Below are 16,893 nucleotides of genomic sequence, written 5' to 3'. Positions count from 1 at the left end.
TATATGTCAGTTCGCTATCAGAGGTTTGCTGTGTCCAGGATGATCGAGCCCCGAGTGCGCTATGGATGCCTGCTTCATGTTGTATGTTGGTTCTATCTGAGTGGGGCCCAGGCCGATGATCAGGATCCTGGTGCTGAACAGGCGGAGCCTGGCCGGCCTTCGGTCTTGGTACTCGACGAGGTGAAGGTCACTGCCCGCCACCGCGAGGAGCGCGTGCAGGCCGTGCCGATTGCCATGAACGTGCTCAATGGCGAGCAATTGAACGATGCCGGCATCTACCGTACCGAGGACCTGCAGCAGCGCGTGCCGAGTCTGTTGGTGGCCGTGCCCAGTGCGCGTTACGCCAGCTACGGTATTCGCGGACTCGGTTCGAGCTCCTACAACGATGGCTTGGACGGTAGTGTCGGGGTGTTTCTCGATGGGGTTTACCTCGGGCGCCAAGGCATGTCGCTGGTCGACCTGGTCGATATCGAGCGGGTCGAGGTGTTGCGGGGGCCACAGGGCACCCTATATGGCAAAAACACCACGGCAGGTGCGATCAACATCAGCAGCCGCGCGCCCACCTTCGAGCCGCAAGGCAATGGCGAGGTCTCGGTCGGCAGTGATGGCCTGCGTCAGTATCGCGGCACGGTTTCAGGCGCGCTGATCGATGGGGTGTTGGCAGGGCGCCTGACCGGCTACGACGTAGAGCGCGACGGGCTCATAGAGAACACTTACGACGGCAGCCACCTGGGTGACCAGAACCGCCAGGGCCTGCGGGGACAGTTGATGTGGACGCCGAGCGAAACATTCAGCGCGCGACTGATCGGTGAGTATGGTTGGCAGGACGAGCAGGGCAATGTCTTTGCGGCCAGCAACTACAGCCAGACGAGCATTGATCGAGCCGCCTTCGTTGGCTACCGCCAACTGCCGATAGATCCTTATGCGCGTCGCGTGCAGCAAGACGAACCGAACACGGTGAAGACGCTGCAGACCGGCACTACGCTGGAGTTGAACTGGCTGCTCGACAGTGGCGCCACGCTGACCAGCATCAGCGGTTACCGCGACTGGACCTATGATGCGGACCAGGACGGCGATGGTATGCCGCTGTCGGTGGCCGAAAACGCCGCCGTGAAACTCGATCACCATCAATTCAGCCAGGAGTTGCGCCTGGCCGATTCGCCCAACGAACACTTCGACTACGTGGTGGGCCTTTATTATTTGCGGCAGAAGTTGAACCGCGAGGTGGGCGTGCGTTTCGGCGAGGACGCGGCCGCTTATTTTCTGGGGGATCGCCCGGAAATCGACTGGCTGGGCATTACGCCCGGAATGATTGCCCCGTCATTGCTCGATGGCGCGCAGCAGGACTTCGACGGTCAGCAACGCACCGACAGCCGCGCCGTGTTCGGTCAACTCACCTGGCATGCCACGGACCGCCTGGCGATCACACCAGGGCTGCGCTACACCCGCGAGCGCAAGCAGGGCTGGCTGTCGCGCAGCGTTTCGGGGTTGGCGCCACTGGGCCCTGACCTGATCTCGCAGTTGGCGGGCCCGTTGCTGCGCAGCGTCGCACTCGGCGGCGAGTACTACCGACGTGATGCGATCGAGGAGAGCAATCTTTCCGGACAATTGACGTTCAGCTACCAGTTTGCCGATGACCTGCTCGGCTATGCCAGTTGGTCACGCGGTTATAAGGCCGGTGGCATCAATCTCGACGTAATCGGCCCGAATGTCTCATCGACATTCGATGCGGAGCGGGTCACTTCGGTCGAGGTGGGCCTCAAGCGCAGCTTCTGGAACGAACGAGGCGTGCTCGATCTGGCTGTGTACCAGGCCGATGTCGACGACTACCAGGCATTGACCAACCGTGCGCCGGCGGACCAGTTCTCGCCGCCGATCCGCGACAACCTGATCAATGTCGGCAAAGTGCGCCTGCGCGGGATCGAACTGGACGCGCAGCTACGTGCCAGCGAACGGGTTGACCTGAGGCTGGGGATCGCCTGGAGTGACGCACGCTACCGGGATTTCCCCAACGCGCCGTGCTCGCCAACCAGCGCGCAGTGGTCGTGCGATTTGGGAGGTCAACGCGTGTTCAACGCTCCAGAGTGGAACGCCAACGCTGGAATCGACTATCGCTACCCACTGGAGCATGGCCTGGAGCTGTTCAGCGCCCTGGACTACAAATTCCGCAGCGGTTACTACGGCACGCTCGAAGGTGGCCAGGGCAGCTACCAGCCATCCTATGGACTGACCAACCTGCGTCTTGGACTGCGCCGCAGCAACAGGCGTTGGGAAGCCGAACTGTGGGCGCGCAATCTGTTCGACGAGAACTACATCACCGCCGTTTACCCTCGGCTTGGTGCAGGTGATTACGGAGTGCTTACCGGCGACCCGCGCAGCATGGGCATGACGTTGCGCACGCGCTGGTAGTTTAGTGGTTGCCGTGATGACGCTCGCCAAGGGATTGGTGCGCGGTGAATTGGTTTTCAGTGATGCTTGTGGGTGATGGTGAGGGGAAGCGTCTGGTGGAAAATCTGCTGGATAGTCCGGCTGGTAGCGACATACTTTGTTACGTGTAATGTATATTATGTTAAACGACGTGTGTGGAAAATGTTTATTCATTGCGTGCTGTCCTTCTCCAGGCCGTCGGTAAGGCGGATCGATTCGGCACTTTCTATGCTCTCAACGGTGACCTTGCCGGCTGCTCGATCCACTTCTACCCGTGCGTTCTGATCCAGCGCCTGGATGACCTTCGTGATTTTATTCACGCAACTGCCCCAGCCCAATAAGGCCCAGCCGTTGGCCGGTGGTCTGGGAGACTAGCCGATGTCCGTTGATTTCAACCTCAGAGCATTGAAGACCACCGACGCCGAACTGACGCTCATCGCCAGCGCAGCAATCAAGGGCGACAGAAGATGCCCCGTTAGCGGGTAAAGCAGCCCCGCCGCTAGCGGGATTCCCATCGCGTTGTAGAGGAACGCAAAGGCGAGGTTCTGCCTCATGTTCTTCACGGTCGCCACTGACAGGGTGCGCGCTCGCAGGATGCCCATCAGATCTCCTTTGACCAGCGTCACTTGGGCACTGTTCATCGCCACATCGGTACCGGTGCCCATGGCGATACCTACGTCAGACCTGGCCAGGGCGGGCGCATCGTTGATGCCATCACCCGCCATGGCGACACGACGGCCATAGCCCTGCAAATCGGCGACTAGATTCTCCTTATCCTGCGGTTTGACCTCACCATGCACTTCCTCGATTCCGAGCTGCTTCGCCACGGCTCTTGCTGTGGTGAGGCCATCACCAGTGGCCATGATGACCTTCACGTCTTCGCTTTGAAGCTTGGAGACAGCCTGTTGAGAAGTAGGCTTGATCGGATCGGAAACGGCCAGGAGTCCCGCCAGGCGACCATCAACGGCCAAATAGATGATGCTGATGCCTTCCAGACGCAGTTGTTCGGCGCGATTACGCAGCGGGGTAATATCGACACCCGCCTCGTCCATCAGCGCGGTGTTGCCGAGCTGCAGTTGATGAGCATCGACCTGCCCGCGCACACCAATGCCCGAGCCAGACTCGAAAATAGCCGGCTTGACCAGTGCAATGCCTTGACCACGCGCATGATCGACGATGGCATGAGCCAGCGGGTGCTCACTACCCTGGTCGAGACTAGCAGCCAGGCGCAGCACTTCATTGGAGTCGTAACCGCCTGTCCCTTCCGCACTATGGAATACGGGACGCCCCTCGGTCAGGGTTCCAGTCTTGTCGACGATGAGCGTGTCGATCTTGCATAGATTTTCGATGGCGCTGGCATCGCGGAACAACACACCGCAGCTAGCGGCCTTGCCAGTCGCAACCATGACGGACATCGGGGTTGCCAGACCAAGAGCGCAGGGACACGCAATGATTAGCACCGCCACCGCATTAATCAGGCCAAATACCCAGCCTGATTCCGGCCCGAATAGCCCCCAGCCGAAGAACGTAAGGACCGCGATCAGGATCACCCCGACCACGAAATACCCTGCCACCGCATCAGCCATACGCTGCATGGGGGCCTTGGAGCGCTGGGCCTTGGCCACCATCTGCACGATCTGCGACAGCATAGTTTCGGCACCCACTTTCTGCGCCTCCATCACTAGGCTGCCGTGGGTGTTCAGGGTGGCACCGATAAGGGCATCGCCTATCCGCTTGGTAACCGGTACTGGCTCGCCGGTGAGCATCGATTCGTCGACTGCGCTCTCACCCTCCAGCACAGTGCCATCTACAGGAACCTTCTCGCCTGGCCGGACACGCAGATGATCGCCCTGATGGACATGAGTCAGAGGAATGTCCTCTTCTACTCCATCGGGCCTGATGCGCCGCGCTGTCTTTGGCGCCAGTCCCAGCAGCGATTTGATAGCTGCGGACGTCTGCGAGCGGGCCTTTAGTTCGAGCATTTGGCCCAACAGCGTGAGTGAGATAATCACCGCGGCTGCTTCAAAATAGACGCCGATACGTCCGTCCTGGACAAAGGCCGCCGGAAACCACCGCGGAACCAAGGTAGCGGCCAAACTGTATAAGTAGGCAGCAGCCGTTCCCAAACCGATCAGCGTCCACATGTTGGGGCTGCGGTGCCGGATGGAGTCAATGCCGCGGGCGAAGAACACCCAGCCACCCCATAGCGTCACGGGCGTCGCCAGAGCAAGCTCAACCCAGTTCTGGGTCGTGCCATGAAACAGTTGCAAGGAATGGCCAGCCATCGCCAGCACGGTCACGATGACGGTCAGCGGTAGGGTCCACCAGAACCGCCGTGAGAAGTCCTTCAGCTCCGGGTTCTCCTCCTCTTCCAATTCCGGGATGACAGGCTCCAGCGTCATGCCACAGATCGGGCAGTTGCCAGGGGTCGGTTGGCGAATCTCAGGATGCATCGGACAGGTATATGCGGCTCCTTCTGGTGCCGATATCGGGGACTGACTCGTATGCTGATGTGCTTCATGAGACGAGTGGCCCATGTACGAGTGGGGATCAACTTGAAACTTCTGCAGGCATTTGGCACTGCAGAAGCGATAGGTCCTCCCTTCAACGCTCTCGCGGTATGGGCTATCAGATTTCACCTCCATGCCACACACGGGGTCGCGTTGACTTTCCGGTTGACCGTGCGAGTTGTGTGCATGTCCGTGATCGTGGCAGGAGGAATTTCGCATGCGATTTATTTCCTATCTTCATCCTTGGAGACCGTGGCACCGCTAGCGTGGGAGTGCCCGCCATGATTGTGGCCAAACAGGTGCATAAGCGGGCATAGCAGCAGGATGAGGTATGGCAGGGCCTGCGAGATGTGACTGTAATGCTCGCGTGCCACATAGAAGATGCCGATTACGGCCAGCATGATCAGCGCAATGCCAATCTTGCTCCTCCAAAAAGGCGGTTCAGTGGTACTGGTGTGATGGGTATGGTCCATGACAATAGCCTCGTTTCAATGGCAGCTGGATCAGCATAGGTGTCTCAGACTGGGCGGAGTTGACGAGTATCAATAGACGTCAGCGTACGATCACCTTACGCTGGTGTTCCAGTTGGGAAGCTGTCTGCCCGATGTTGAACTCGTGCATCAACGCGCCCTCGTTCTTCAGAACGAAGCGCACGGTTTCACATCGATCGTTTTCTGGCTGTAGTTGATGTCGTCCATCTTTACCAAGATGGTACGAGTTCCCGGAGTCGCCTGGGTCTGCTGCCCGATGCCATTGCTATTGCCGCCGGCCTCGGCAAATGCCGGAAAAGTGGTGCTAATGAACAGAGTGCTGATCAGCAGCTTAAAGGATAAGCCTTTCATGGTGAGACCTCGCGATGGGTGCTGGATCTCATGCTATTCCCCGCTTGCTGCCAGGCCGCTGACCCCAAAACTACAATTGCGTCAGCTGGGAAAAAGCAACGCGCCATAGAGGCGCTGCTAGGCCAAAGGAGCAATCACGAAAGGCCTGGAAGATGGGGGAAATCCTTTACTGATGGCATTCCTTGTCGGCCATCATCAGCTTGTGCTCTCGAATCATTTGACCCAGCACGTCGTCTACCAGCTTGTCATGCTTTTCCATCCAGGCCAGGTGCTCTTCGGCAGACATGTCTGGCGCGGGATGTTCGTTGTGCAGCTGGCTCATGATGTCTTCGAGCATGTTCATATGCTCCTTCATGTGCACATGCCGCTCGCCGACCGGGGCCTTCTCCGCCTGGATCAGTACGGCTTCTGCTTTGTCACGCATCTGCTGGATGCGCTCGAATACACGGTCGCTGCCCCCTTCGGCCCAAGTCATAGAAGACAGCAGTAGCGAACCAACCAGAAGCAAAGGTTTCAGCGATTTCATGGGGCAGTCTCCAACAGTGCAAACTATGGTCGGCACCTCTGCTTTTGGTCTGTCGAGGGCCGAGAGCACAACCTAGTGCTCGTGCTTGCACCCTAGACAAGCCACCCTGTCAGTGACCTGAAGTCAGAATTACATTTTCGTAAGCTTCTGGTTGGGGGGAAAAGACCACACAGAGCATGCTCGAAAGCTACCACTTGTTAAACAGCATGTGTATAGAGCGCGTTTACTCGCACCCCTGTCAGCCACCCGTCACCCTGACGTCAGCTCCCCCACCTAAAGTAACTCTTCCGGGTTTTGTGCACTGCGACCCGCGTGGTACATCTATCGCTCTCGATAGGACATCAACATGGACATATGGAAACCCCAATGAAAGCACTCTACGCGCTCTTGATGATCGGCCTTGCCGGCTGCGCGCGCGCTCCGGTTGAGGTCGCCCAGCCGGCGCCGGTCAGCTTCGGCGACTACCGCCTGCAAACCCTGGCGCAGATTGAGCGTAATCGGCAGTTTCAAAGTCCCGACCACACCTTGGAGCTGGCCTGGAACGCTCCCCGTGAATGGGTGCCCGCTCAGCCCAATGGTAGAGGCGTTCTTCTGGTTCACGGCCTTGGCGATTCGCCCGGCTCATTCGTAGATGTCGCGACACAACTGGCCAGCCAGGGATATCGGGTACGCACCGTGCTGCTGCCCGGCCACGGCACTCGGCCGGCCGATATGCTCGACGTTGACATCAATGATTGGCGTCGAACCGTGGAACAACAGGTGACGCTGCTACGCAAGGATGTCGGCCACGTTTACCTGGGCGGTTTCTCCACCGGTGCCAACCTGGTTGTGGCGTACGCCATGGACGATCAGTCGATCGCTGGGCTGCTGCTGTTTTCCCCGGCGTTCAAGTCCAATGTTGGGTTTGATTGGGTGCTGCCGTGGCTGGCGAAGGTCAAACCATGGCTACGGCAGCCGACCAGCGCGGCCCCACAGCAGACGTCGCTGCGCTACCAGAACGTGCCAACCAATGGCTTCGCCCAGTTTTACCTAAGCAGTACCGCCGTGCGCAGGAAGCTGGCATCGCAGGCGTTCGACCGCCCGGTGCTGGTGGTCAGTGCGGCCCATGACTCGGTGGTGGATGTGGAGTTTGTACGGGACGCCTTCAATCGGCGTTTCCCCAACCCGGGGTCGCGGATGATCTGGTACGGCAACCTCGCCAACGAATTGCAAAGTCCGCGCCTGTTGGTGCGCAGCGACCAGTTGCCGGCCGAGCAGATCAGTCAGTTTTCCCATATGGGCGTGCTGTTCTCCCCAGATAATCCGCAATATGGTCGCCAGGGTAACCAGCGTCTGTGCTGGAACGGCCAGAGCGACACGGCTTACCAACAATGCCAGGCAGGTGGCCCTGTCTGGTATTCGGACTGGGGTTATCGTGAGCCCGGTAAAGTCCATGCACGGTTGACCTACAACCCGTACTTCGCCTGGCAATCCGAGGTGATGGTGCAGGTGCTGGAGGCCGGGGCTCAAGAACATTCCACTGTGGCAAACACACGATAATCGCCCGCCCCTTGCCGTCGGGCCCCTCCTCCTGTCTGGAGCCTAGTTGCTGGTGCTCATCACTGTTGGTGCGGTTCTAGAATGAAACTATAACCAAATAACCTAAGTCAGCGACCACCGGTCACCTATCTTGAACATCTGAGGGGCCGTCATTGGCCGGTATTCCTGATACGCCGCTGCCTTCCTTACGGCGAACGGATGCCCGAACACGAGCCAAGGAAGCCGTAGATGGCAATCACCCAAAACAACCGTCTGGTACAGGTCGACAGTCCTCTCGGTGGCGATGTCCTGTTGTTGCAGAGCATGGATGGCAGCGAAGAGTTGGGGCGGTTGTTTCACTACGAATTGGACCTTACCTCCGAAGACCGGGCGATCAAGTTCGATCAGTTGCTGGGCAAACCGATGGGTTTGACCCTGGAGTTGTACAACGGAGGCAAACGCTATTTCCACGGCATTATCAGCAGCTGCCGGCAACTGACCGGTCACGGCCAGTTCGCGGGATACCGCGTCAGTTTGCGGCCATGGTTCTGGCTGCTCACGCGGACCTCGGACTGTCGGATTTTCCAGAACAAGACCGTGCCGGACATCATCAAGCAGGTGTTTCGCGACCTCGGTTTCTCTGATTTTGAAGACAGCCTCAGCGCCAGCTACCGTGAGTGGGAATACTGCGTTCAGTACCGCGAAAGCAGCTTCGATTTCGTCAGTCGGCTGATGGAACAGGAAGGCATCTATTACTACTTCCGCCATGAAAAGGAGCGTCATGTCCTGGTGCTGGCCGACGCCTATGGTGCTCACTCCACGCCAGCGGACTACGACTCGGTGCCCTTCTATCCGCCCGATCGGCAGATGCGCGAACGCGATCATTTCTATGACTGGCAACTGGCGCGGGAAGTCCAGCCGGGTTCGCTGGCGCTGAACGACTATGACTTCCTGCGCCCGCGCGCCAGCCTTGAGGTGCGCTCCAGCGTGGTACGCAACCACAGCAACGGTGACCACCCGCTTTATGACTACCCCGGTGAATACCTGCAGAGCAACGATGGCGATCACTACGCACGCACCCGCATCGAAGCCATTCACAGCCAGTTCGAGCGCGTGCAGTTGCGCGGCCGGGCCCGCGGGTTGGGCTCCGGTCATTTGTTCACGCTGACGGGTTACGACCGTGCGGACCAGAATCGCGAATACCTGGTGGTGGTCGCGCGCTATCAGATCCGTCAGGAAATCTATGAAAGCGGACAGTCAGATTTAGCCGAACAGTTCGTCAGCGAGCTGGACTGCATGGATGCCAGCCAAGCCTTCCGCCCTCTCCCTCTGACGCCCATGCCCATTGTCCGCGGGCCACAGACCGCCGTGGTGGTTGGCCCCAGTGGCGAGGAGATCTGGACCGACCAGTATGGCCGGGTCAAGGTGCACTTCCACTGGGATCGCCATGACCAATCCAACGAAAACAGCTCCTGCTGGATTCGCGTGTCCCAAGCCTGGGCTGGCAAAAACTGGGGGGCGGTGCAGATCCCGCGGATCGGTCAGGAAGTGATCGTCAGCTTCCTCGAAGGCGACCCCGACCGGCCGATCATCACCGGTCGCGTCTACAACGCCGAACAGACCGTGCCCTACAAGCTGCCAGCCAATGCCACTCAGAGTGGCGTGAAAAGTCGTTCAAGCAAGGACGGCTCACAGGCCAACTTCAATGAGATCCGCATGGAGGACAAGAAAGGCGCGGAGCAACTGTTTATCCACGCCGAGAAGAATCAGGACATCGAGGTCGAGAACGACGAGACCCATTGGGTCGGCCACGACCGCAGCAAGACCATCGACAACGATGAAACCGTACACGTCAAACACGACCGCACTGAGACCGTGGACAACAACGAAACCATCAAGATCGGCGTCGACCGCAAGGAAACCGTCGGCAACAACGAAACCATCTCCATCGGCGTGAACCGCACCGAAGATGTGGGCAGCGACGAGAAAATCACCATCGGCGCCAACCGCACCGAAAAGGTGGGCAGCAACGAGACCATCACCATAGGTGCGGACCGCACGGAAAAGGTCGGTGCCAACGAAAGCATCACCATCGTCAGCAACCGCACCGAGGACGTGGGCGGTAACGAGACCATCGGCATCATCGGCAACCGCAACGAAACGGTCAAAGGCAACGAAGGTATCGAGATCAATGGCAACCAGAGTACCCAGATCGGCCAGAACGAATCCCGCGACGTCGCACGCAACCGCACCACCGACATCAAGCAGAACGACAGCCTGGACGTTGGCAAGAACTTTGTCCTCAACGCCGGCGACTCGATCAGCCTGACGACGGGCGCGGCCAGCATCACCATGAAGAAGGACGGCACCATCGTGATCAGCGGCAAGAACATCACCATCGACGGCTCCGGCGCCATCAACATCAAGGCCAACAGGAACGTTGTCGTCAAAGGCCAGAAGATTCTGCAGAACTAGCCATGGAGTGTGCGCTATGACCGTCGAATACCACCTCGCCCCCTCCTCCACGCCCGTGCGCGTGGAGGGCGTCGTGATTGGTGTGCTGCTGGATGTGCCCCTGGCCGACGCTCCAGTGGTGGCTTTTCCCGGTTGCCCCGATGACGCGGGGCTCGCCGCGCGCACCACCACACCGCTCAGTCGCGAAGACATCGGCGCCCAGGTCGCGCTGATGTTCGAGGCCGGCGACCCGGCCCGGCCGCTGGTGATCGGTCGCATCCAGCGCCTGCCGCAAACCACGCCCCGCGCCGTCGCGAACCTGGACGGCGAGCGTTTGGAGTTCACCGCAGAACGGGAAATCGTCCTGCGTTGCGGCAAGGCCAGCATCACTCTTACCCGTGAAGGCAAGGTACTGATCCGAGGCGCCTACCTCTCGAGCCGATCATCTGGAGTGAACCGGATCAAGGGCGGCTCGGTACAGATCAACTGAGGCAGTGACGCCATGGAATTGATAAACAAGACCCGCCTCGTCGGCGGCTTTACCACCTCAACCGATAAAACCGGCCGTGAATGGCTGGTCGTGGTGGCGAAAGGAACCTACGGCATTGCTGATCATCCTGGACATGAACCTCGCCTGCTGGAACAACAGGCTCCGCTGATCATGGCTGATGTGTTCCCAGGGGAACCGGGCGAATCAGCTGCGTTATACGAAAACGATTTTGCACTGCACAAGCCACGCTGCGATGTCCTGCTCAATGGACACTGCTACGCACCCAATGGAGAGCCGGTAACAGAGCTGAACGTAGCCCTGAAAGTCGGGACGCTGGTAAAAGCATTCAAAGTCGTGGGGGCACGAGTCTATGTGGAGGGCGCCCTCTCACACTCGACAACCAGGCCTGTTCCCTTCACAAGAATGCCTGTTTCCTATGCCCAGGCTTTTGGCGGGGTGGACCGCACGCATGCCGACGCCACTCAACATCAGTGGTACCCCTGGAACCCTGTAGGGGTCGGATTTTACCCAAGTGCAAACACTGCCCGGATAAATGGTCTGCCGCTGCCCAATACCGAAGAACTGGACAGGCCCGTCACCACGCCCGATGGGAATTACAAACCGATGGCATTCGGCCCGATCGGTCGAGCCTGGCAACAGCGGATCCGATGGGCCGGCACTTATGATCAGGCGTGGCTTGATCATCAGTTTCCATTTCTGCCGGAAGATTTTGACCTGCGTTATTTCCAGTGCGCACCAGAGGATCAGCAAATTGACTACCCGCAAGGTGGCGAAGAAGTTGCGCTGCTCAATCTCAACGATAAAGGCCGGACGGCATTCAGGCTTCCGACAAACTTGAAACTGCCGGTGCTCCTGGTTTTTCACGATGACAGCACGCGGGAAACGGCAGCCGTTGTCGACACCGTGATTCTGGAGCCGGACGCGAATCGGCTGCTCCTGACATGGCGAGCTTCTGCGCCGCTCGGGCGCAACATCAAGGAAGTGGCCAAGGTCATCGTCGGGCAAAGCGCCGATCAGTTCGAACAGGCCAAGGCCAACGAAGAACGCATGCGAGGAAAGCAACACTTCAAGTCATTGGCTCAACTCATCGCGTGGACTAAGGAAGCTTATCCTCCCGCAGAAGAGGCGTTATGACGCCGGCCCTTTTCATCACCAGCATGGGCATGGCTTGCCCTGTGGGCCTATGCGTCGCCAGTGCCTGTGCTGCCAAGCGCGCCGGACTGTCAGCGCTCCAGGAGCTGCCGTTTTTTGACAACGCTTGCGAACCCATCATCGGCGCGACGGTGTCCAGTCTCGACCTGGCGCTGCCGGCAGCATCGCGTATGTCCGGGCTCATGCTGCATGCACTGGTGGAGTTGATACAGGGTGCGCCGAAGCTGGATTGGACAGAAGTGCCCTTTCTCCTGTGCCTGGCTGAACCGGAGCGCCCCGGAATCGATATCAGGGGAATAGCCCAGACCGTCATACACGACGCATCTTCCAAGTTGGGCATACAGTTCCACCCAACCCACTCCAGGGTCATCCCCTCCGGCCAGGTTGCCGGCATGCAAGCCCTTCATGAAGCCAGTCGATTGATGCAAGAAACCCGTGCGCCTGCCTGCGTGGTGGCGGGTGTCGACTCGCTGCTCAGCGCCTTGACGCTGCAATGGCTGGACCAGCATCGCCGGCTGAAAACGGCCACTCACAATGACGGCTTGTTTCCTGGCGAAGGGGCCGCGGCCATCTTGATTCAGGCCTATCGGCAACCTGGCACCTGCTTGGAAATCTCAGGCCTGGGATTCGGGCAAGAAGAGGCACCGCTTTTGTCGAACAAACCCCTGCGAGCAGGCGGGCTGACCGACGCCGCCCGCACGGCGCTCGCACAGGCCAGACTGGGTTTGCATGAAATTGATCTGCGCCTGTCCGATGTCACGGGCGAGCAATACGGCTTCAAGGAACTTCCGCTGATGGAGGCCCGGCTTTTTCGGACCGTCCGAAAAGAGGATCAGCCACTGTGGCATTGGGCAGAGGCCATGGGTGACACCGGGGCCATTGCTGGAATCGTCCAGTTGATACTCGCCGACCAGGCGTTTCGCAAAGGCTATGCACCGGGAACCACCGCGATCTGTCTGAGCAGTGCCCTGGCCGGTGCACGCGCCGCCGCCGTCGTGCGCGACCTCAGTCGACCCCAGGGGCCCCTATGAGCTGCGACGTTTATGCAAATGGCGATGAGATTGCATGCAAAGCGGGTGGCGGCAAGGTCATCGCGGCATTCCCGGATGTCTGCCTGACGCCACCACCGCCTCCCGCAGGCCCCATCCCGGTGCCCTATCCGGACACCTCGTTTTCCAAGGACATGAAGAAAGGCAGCAAGACCGTCAAGATCGAAAACAAGGAGATCATGTTAAAAAATCGCTCCTTCTATAAAACCTCCCCACTGGGCGATGAAGCCGCCACAAGAAGCCAGGGTGCCGGTGTCATCACTCACGTCATCACCGGTAAGACCTATTTTGTTTCATGGTCAATGGATGTTCTTTTCGAAGGCCAGAACGTAGACCGACATACCGACCTCACCACATCGAATCATGCCAGTCCCGCAGCGAATGCGGCCGTCCCCATGGTCAACACCGCCAAATACAGTCCGGTGCAACAAGACGCCAAGGTGCCAGGCAAACACAAATGTGAATGTTGTGGCGGCGCGGCGCACTCCAAGGCTCAAGCGAACGGGGAGTACATGACGGAAGACGAATTCTACGGCACCGCACAAAATCCTCAGAACGCCGCCGTCCTCGCCAAAGTCCGGGCAAACCCCAAGTGCAGGCACTTGTTGCCACCTGCCGGAAAGCAACCGAGCGGATGCAATAAGTACTACGTAACGAGCAAACGAGAGAAAGCCAACATTGAAAATGATTGGGCGATTAACAGGCCAGGCTATATGCGTTGGAAAACCGAAGTGGGTCAGGGAGAACCGGTGGCGCATAGAGTCCCCAAGGCGGCCGGAGGTTGTCCGGCCGGGCAAGGGAATCTCGCCCCGACTGGCAAGAAGTGTGAGAAGCTCGAAGGAGAGCTCAGTTCACTTCAAGAGACACGCATCAATAGTTTTCCAAGGCCTGAATGATGAAAACCTCTAATTACAAGCACACTCAAAGACCCGGTTTTCTTCAAGACAGCTTCTATTGGAAGGGGCGTGGCTATCACTACTGCGGCTGCGCTCCGGCAGAAGTAATGTCGCCTGACGGCTGGAAGAAAGACGACCCGTGGATGGCACTTGCTGCGATTCTGGAGCAAGCCAAGCATGGCGATTACAGCCATGTATCCCAACTGCGCAAATGGATAGTGGACCCTGATTGCGATCCAACGCTGGTATCGGCTTGCCTCGGTCTGACCGCTGATGCAGGACTCGACACCGACCTGGATTTCCTCGCCGAGCTCATACTCGAAGGCCCCACCTACCTGCGTATCGAGGCGTGCCTGGCAGCGCAGTGGTCTGGTGTGCTGTGGCTGATACCTTTCATGGTTGAGGCATGGCGCACGTTTGCCCGTCGGGCCGACCGAGCCGCCGTGGAAGCCAATTTAAGCAATCTTCTTGACCCCATCGAAAACGAACCCGAGTTCTTTGACAGTGGCTTGAACGAAATCGAATACAAAGCGGCTGTCGATTCACGACTGAGCGAACTGCAGAACGCTTATGGCAGCGATCGCTGCTCGATCTCCGGTGGCATGCCCGTCGACATGAACAAACAAGTCTGGGTCATGAGAAAGTCCCTGGTTCCTTCAGGCACTGATGAATGGATCGACTGGAGCAACTTTCTCATCTGGAGGCGTAAATTCGAGGTGTATTCCGGCGTCGACTGCTCCAGTTTCTATGGGAAAAATGGCGACTTTCAACCGCTGAATGCGGCCGCTGTCCTGGACCGATACATGGCCTCTCCCCTGCAGTTCGAAGTCGGTAAACGTTACTTCTTCGGAAACCTGGTGCCGTAACAAGACAGAGACGTCATGCTCCCTATCTCCTCAATGATCGAGCAACATGCCGAAGAAGCTTGCTTCCTCATCCTCCTGCACGATCACGCCGTGCGCGCCCCCCACTACGACCTTGATGATCTCAGCAAACTGGACGAGCGCATCGATGCCCATCTCGATGGCCTGCGCATCGCCGGCTCAACGGGCCTGGAAATCCTGCTGGCCCAGCTCGGTCCGCACGCCGTCGGCGAGACGTTCGCCAGTGTGTTGCTGGCCTTCGAGGCGGCCGATGTGAAGATGTTGTCGCGACTCAGCGATCATTTGCGAAGCGCGTCAGAAACGGAGCGCGGTTATCTGATGGCCCTGGGGTGGCTCGACTGGGAGCGTATATCGCCTTGGATCGAGCGCATGTTCGCCTCCCCTGAGCCGTTGTTTCACCGCCTCGGCCTGGCGGCCTGCGGGATGCATCGCCATGATCCTGGCCCCGCGCTGCTTACCGGACTTTCCGATGCCGCCCCCAACGTGCTGGCGCGTGCCGCCCGTACCGCCGGTGAACTGCGCCGGCGTGACCTGCTCCCGGCGATTCGTACCCACCGCCAGCATGAAGATGCCGCCACGCGCTTCTGGGCCAACTGGGCCACCGCACAGATGGGCGACGCGCAAGCCCTGGAGCCATTGCGACAATTCGCCGGGCAACCGGGCCAGTTCCAGTATCGCGCGCTCTGCGTACTGCTGGCCTGGCAGGAACGCGAGCCCAGCATCGCCTGGATACGCCAGTTGGTACAGGATCCCAGGGATCGGCGCATCGGCATCCAGGCCCTTGGGCTGCTGGGCGATCCGGTCTGTGTACCGTGGTTGATCCAGCAAATGAGCGACCTGCCCTATGCCCGGGTCGCCGGTGAAGCTTTCAGCCTGATCACCGGCGCTGACCTGGCGTTGCTTGATCTGGAGTTGCGGGACCTGCCCGATTTCGACGCCGGCCCGAACGATGACCCGCAAGACACCAACGTGGCAATGGACCCCGACGAAAATCTACCCTGGCCCGACCCGCAGCTCATCACCGCTTGGTGGCAGGCCCATGGCGGTGATTTCCAGGCAGGCGTCGGTTATGTGCTGGGACAAATGCAGAGCGAAGCCAGTTTTCGGCAGGCCCTTGCCCACGGCCAGCAACGCCAGCGCATCGCTGCCGCCTGCGGTATCGCCCGTTTTCGACCAAACGAAGTGCTTTTTCCCACCAGCGCACCGGCCTGGCGGCAACAGCAGTTGTTGGGGAGGACGGGGGTGTTCGGGCGTTGATCAGGGTGGTTATATAGCTCGAAAGCAACTCAGGCTGCGACCCCTGATCATTACTTACACCCCTCTGGAGACACCATGCCAAACGCAACCGGACAGAACCCTGTGGCCCTTGTCAGCGGGGTTGGAAGTGAGATTGGGATTGGCATGGCCATCGCGCGCAGACTGGGGACTGCAGGTGCCAGACTGATCGTCACCGCCAGCAGTGCGCGAATCAATGATCGGGTCGCAGAACTGCGTGCCGAAGGATTCGAAGTCCAAGGGCGGGCCATCGATCTTACCGATGAGCATCAGGTGCGTGAGTTTATCCCATGGGCAGAGTCCCTCTGGGGGCAGATCGATATTCTGGTCAACAACGCGGGCATGGCCATGCAAGGAAGCCCGGAGTTTTTTTCCGACTTGGAAACCATGGATCTGCACACCTGGAACCTTACCCTGGCGCGAAATCTGACCACGGCTTTTCTGCTTACACAGGCCGTTCTGCCCGGCATGCGGGCGCGCCGTTACGGGCGCATCGTCAACATCAGTTCCACTACCGGCACCCGCTGCAGTAACCCCGGTGAAGCGGCTTACAGCGCCGCAAAGGCCGCGATGGTAGGAATGAGCATGAGCCTGGCGCTTGAAGTCGCCCAGCAAGGGATCACTGTAAACAGCGTCGCTCCCGGCTGGATCACCACAGGGTCGACCACAGCCGAGGAAGCCAAGGCGGCAGGTTACACGCCGATGGGCCGGCCCGGACGTCCCGAAGAGGTGGCTGCAGTGGTTGCTTTCCTGGCGTCTTCAGAGGCGAGCTACCTCACTGGCGAAGTCATCGTGGTGGATGGTGGAAACTGTTTGGTCGAGAACAAGGCCCCTTGATCTGAACAGGCC

Annotated in this window: 15 protein-coding genes; 10 read left to right on the top strand and 5 right to left on the bottom strand. The window is 59.2% G+C overall.

Translation table 11 applies throughout. The annotated features are described in order from the left end of the window. Positions 1-165: 165 nt before the first annotated feature. Positions 166-2,409, top strand: coding sequence for a TonB-dependent receptor (locus T3A99_RS05010; RefSeq protein WP_322834012.1), 2,244 nt, complete (start codon positions 166-168; stop codon positions 2,407-2,409). 188 nt (positions 2,410-2,597) lie between these two features. Here the strand turns inward: T3A99_RS05010 and T3A99_RS05005 are convergent, their stop codons facing one another. From T3A99_RS05005 to T3A99_RS04985, 5 genes are all read right to left on the bottom strand, one after another. Next, entirely contained in the window at positions 2,598-2,765 is a 168-nt protein-coding gene (locus T3A99_RS05005) for a heavy-metal-associated domain-containing protein (protein WP_322834011.1), read from the bottom strand. A gap of 33 nt (positions 2,766-2,798) precedes the next feature. Then, the gene (locus T3A99_RS05000; protein ID WP_274090439.1) at positions 2,799-5,156 is read right to left on the bottom strand and encodes a heavy metal translocating P-type ATPase; all 2,358 of its coding nucleotides are present in this window, start codon (positions 5,154-5,156) and stop codon (positions 2,799-2,801) included. A gap of 5 nt (positions 5,157-5,161) precedes the next feature. Next, positions 5,162-5,410: a DUF2933 domain-containing protein gene (locus tag T3A99_RS04995; RefSeq protein ID WP_274090440.1), complete on the bottom strand. Its 249-nt coding sequence runs from the start codon at positions 5,408-5,410 to the stop codon at positions 5,162-5,164. Positions 5,411-5,575: 165 nt separating this feature from the next. Then, on the bottom strand, positions 5,576-5,779 hold the full coding sequence (locus T3A99_RS04990) for a hypothetical protein (RefSeq protein ID WP_274090441.1): 204 nt from the start codon (positions 5,777-5,779) through the stop codon (positions 5,576-5,578). Between the two features lie 166 nt (positions 5,780-5,945). Beyond that, positions 5,946-6,305 carry a co-regulatory protein PtrA N-terminal domain-containing protein gene (locus T3A99_RS04985; RefSeq protein WP_274090442.1) on the bottom strand — a complete coding sequence of 120 codons (360 nt, stop codon included), beginning with the start codon at positions 6,303-6,305 and terminating at the stop codon, positions 5,946-5,948. A 390-nt stretch (positions 6,306-6,695) separates the two neighbouring features. On the opposite strand from T3A99_RS04985, the gene T3A99_RS04980 reads away from it, so the two are divergent. The 9 genes from T3A99_RS04980 to T3A99_RS04940 all read left to right on the top strand — a co-directional run bounded on the left by T3A99_RS04980 (position 6,696) and on the right by T3A99_RS04940 (position 16,881). Further along, positions 6,696-7,844, top strand: coding sequence for an alpha/beta hydrolase (locus T3A99_RS04980; RefSeq protein WP_322834131.1), 1,149 nt, complete (start codon positions 6,696-6,698; stop codon positions 7,842-7,844). 228 nt (positions 7,845-8,072) lie between these two features. Beyond that, positions 8,073-10,298, top strand: coding sequence for a type VI secretion system Vgr family protein (locus tag T3A99_RS04975; RefSeq protein WP_274090444.1), 2,226 nt, complete (start codon positions 8,073-8,075; stop codon positions 10,296-10,298). Between the two features lie 16 nt (positions 10,299-10,314). Further along, complete coding sequence (locus tag T3A99_RS04970; RefSeq protein ID WP_047226482.1) at positions 10,315-10,767, top strand: DUF6484 domain-containing protein; 453 nt, start codon at positions 10,315-10,317, stop codon at positions 10,765-10,767. 12 nt (positions 10,768-10,779) lie between these two features. Further along, the gene (locus T3A99_RS04965) at positions 10,780-11,922 is read left to right on the top strand and encodes a DUF2169 family type VI secretion system accessory protein (protein ID WP_047226481.1); all 1,143 of its coding nucleotides are present in this window, start codon (positions 10,780-10,782) and stop codon (positions 11,920-11,922) included. Further along, complete coding sequence (locus T3A99_RS04960) at positions 11,919-12,971, top strand: 3-oxoacyl-ACP synthase (protein WP_322834010.1); 1,053 nt, start codon at positions 11,919-11,921, stop codon at positions 12,969-12,971. The genes T3A99_RS04965 and T3A99_RS04960 overlap by 4 nt, the downstream gene beginning before the upstream one ends. Then, positions 12,968-13,885 (top strand): DUF4150 domain-containing protein, encoded by a 918-nt coding sequence (locus tag T3A99_RS04955; RefSeq protein ID WP_047226479.1) that lies wholly within the window; start codon positions 12,968-12,970, stop codon positions 13,883-13,885. The genes T3A99_RS04960 and T3A99_RS04955 overlap by 4 nt, the downstream gene beginning before the upstream one ends. After that, positions 13,882-14,751, top strand: a complete 870-nt coding sequence (locus tag T3A99_RS04950) for a hypothetical protein (RefSeq protein ID WP_177513913.1) — start codon at positions 13,882-13,884, stop codon at positions 14,749-14,751. The genes T3A99_RS04955 and T3A99_RS04950 overlap by 4 nt, the downstream gene beginning before the upstream one ends. Before the next feature lie 15 nt (positions 14,752-14,766). Further along, a complete protein-coding gene (locus tag T3A99_RS04945; RefSeq protein WP_322834009.1) occupies positions 14,767-16,026 on the top strand; it encodes a TIGR02270 family protein in 1,260 nt (419 codons plus the stop codon). Between the two features lie 75 nt (positions 16,027-16,101). Continuing rightward, complete coding sequence (locus T3A99_RS04940) at positions 16,102-16,881, top strand: SDR family NAD(P)-dependent oxidoreductase (protein WP_322834008.1); 780 nt, start codon at positions 16,102-16,104, stop codon at positions 16,879-16,881. The last annotated feature ends 12 nt before the right edge of the window (positions 16,882-16,893 follow it).

The organism is Pseudomonas sp. N-137, from assembly GCF_034555295.1.
In the GTDB taxonomy this organism is placed as follows: domain Bacteria; phylum Pseudomonadota; class Gammaproteobacteria; order Pseudomonadales; family Pseudomonadaceae; genus Aquipseudomonas; species Aquipseudomonas rhizophila.
Note: the sequence above shows the minus strand (reverse complement) of the source record. Positions and strands in the feature narration are given on the sequence as shown.

Excerpts from the sequence above, each read along its gene's own strand:
- T3A99_RS05000 (WP_274090439.1), bottom strand. The coding sequence starts at position 5,156 with ATGCGAAATTCCTCCTGCCACGATCACGGACATGCACACAACTCGCAC.
- T3A99_RS04995 (WP_274090440.1), bottom strand. The coding sequence starts at position 5,410 with ATGGACCATACCCATCACACCAGTACCACTGAACCGCCTTTTTGGAGG.
- T3A99_RS04990 (WP_274090441.1), bottom strand. The coding sequence starts at position 5,779 with ATGAAAGGCTTATCCTTTAAGCTGCTGATCAGCACTCTGTTCATTAGC.
- T3A99_RS04985 (WP_274090442.1), bottom strand. The coding sequence starts at position 6,305 with ATGAAATCGCTGAAACCTTTGCTTCTGGTTGGTTCGCTACTGCTGTCT.
- T3A99_RS04980 (WP_322834131.1), top strand. The coding sequence starts at position 6,696 with ATGATCGGCCTTGCCGGCTGCGCGCGCGCTCCGGTTGAGGTCGCCCAG.
- T3A99_RS04975 (WP_274090444.1), top strand. The coding sequence starts at position 8,073 with ATGGCAATCACCCAAAACAACCGTCTGGTACAGGTCGACAGTCCTCTC.
- T3A99_RS04970 (WP_047226482.1), top strand. The coding sequence starts at position 10,315 with ATGACCGTCGAATACCACCTCGCCCCCTCCTCCACGCCCGTGCGCGTG.
- T3A99_RS04965 (WP_047226481.1), top strand. The coding sequence starts at position 10,780 with ATGGAATTGATAAACAAGACCCGCCTCGTCGGCGGCTTTACCACCTCA.
- T3A99_RS04960 (WP_322834010.1), top strand. The coding sequence starts at position 11,919 with ATGACGCCGGCCCTTTTCATCACCAGCATGGGCATGGCTTGCCCTGTG.
- T3A99_RS04955 (WP_047226479.1), top strand. The coding sequence starts at position 12,968 with ATGAGCTGCGACGTTTATGCAAATGGCGATGAGATTGCATGCAAAGCG.
- T3A99_RS04950 (WP_177513913.1), top strand. The coding sequence starts at position 13,882 with ATGATGAAAACCTCTAATTACAAGCACACTCAAAGACCCGGTTTTCTT.
- T3A99_RS04945 (WP_322834009.1), top strand. The coding sequence starts at position 14,767 with ATGCTCCCTATCTCCTCAATGATCGAGCAACATGCCGAAGAAGCTTGC.
- T3A99_RS04940 (WP_322834008.1), top strand. The coding sequence starts at position 16,102 with ATGCCAAACGCAACCGGACAGAACCCTGTGGCCCTTGTCAGCGGGGTT.